The sequence below is a fragment of the Microtetraspora sp. AC03309 genome (assembly GCF_020826795.1).
Classification (GTDB): domain Bacteria; phylum Actinomycetota; class Actinomycetes; order Streptosporangiales; family Streptosporangiaceae; genus Microtetraspora; species Microtetraspora glauca.
This window is the reverse complement of sequence record NZ_JADDIL010000529.1, coordinates 1-441: the sequence shown is the minus strand read 5'-3', so window position 1 is coordinate 441 and position 441 is coordinate 1. Positions and strand designations below refer to the sequence as shown.

Annotated in this window: 1 pseudogene; it reads left to right on the top strand. The window is 73.2% G+C overall.

Going from position 1 to position 441, the window contains the following annotated elements:
* Positions 1 to 441, top strand: a pseudogene (locus IMZ11_RS44205) (potassium-transporting ATPase subunit B); the annotation flags it as partial.

Genomic DNA, 441 nt, shown 5'->3' with positions numbered 1-441 from the left:
TCAGCACGCTGCTGCTGGACAAGACCGGCACGATCACCCTGGGCAACCGGCAGGCGTCGGAGTTCGTCCCCGCGAGCGGTGTCGGCGCCGACGAGCTGGCCACGGCGGCCCAGTTGGCCAGCCTCGCCGACGAGACCCCCGAGGGCCGCTCGATCGTGGTCCACGCCAAGGAGGCCCACGGCCTGCGCGAGCGCCGGCCGGGCGAGCTGACCCACGCGGTGTGGGTGCCGTTCACGGCCCAGACCCGCATGTCGGGCGTGGACGTCGACGGCCGCCAGGTGCGTAAGGGCGCGGCCACCGCGGTCATGAAATGGATCCGGGACGGTGGCGGGCACCCGACCGAAGAGGTCGGACACCTGGTCGACGGCATCTCCGCGTCCGGCGGCACCCCACTGGTGGTCGGGGAGATCGCCGACGGAAAGGCCCGGGTCCTGGGCGTCA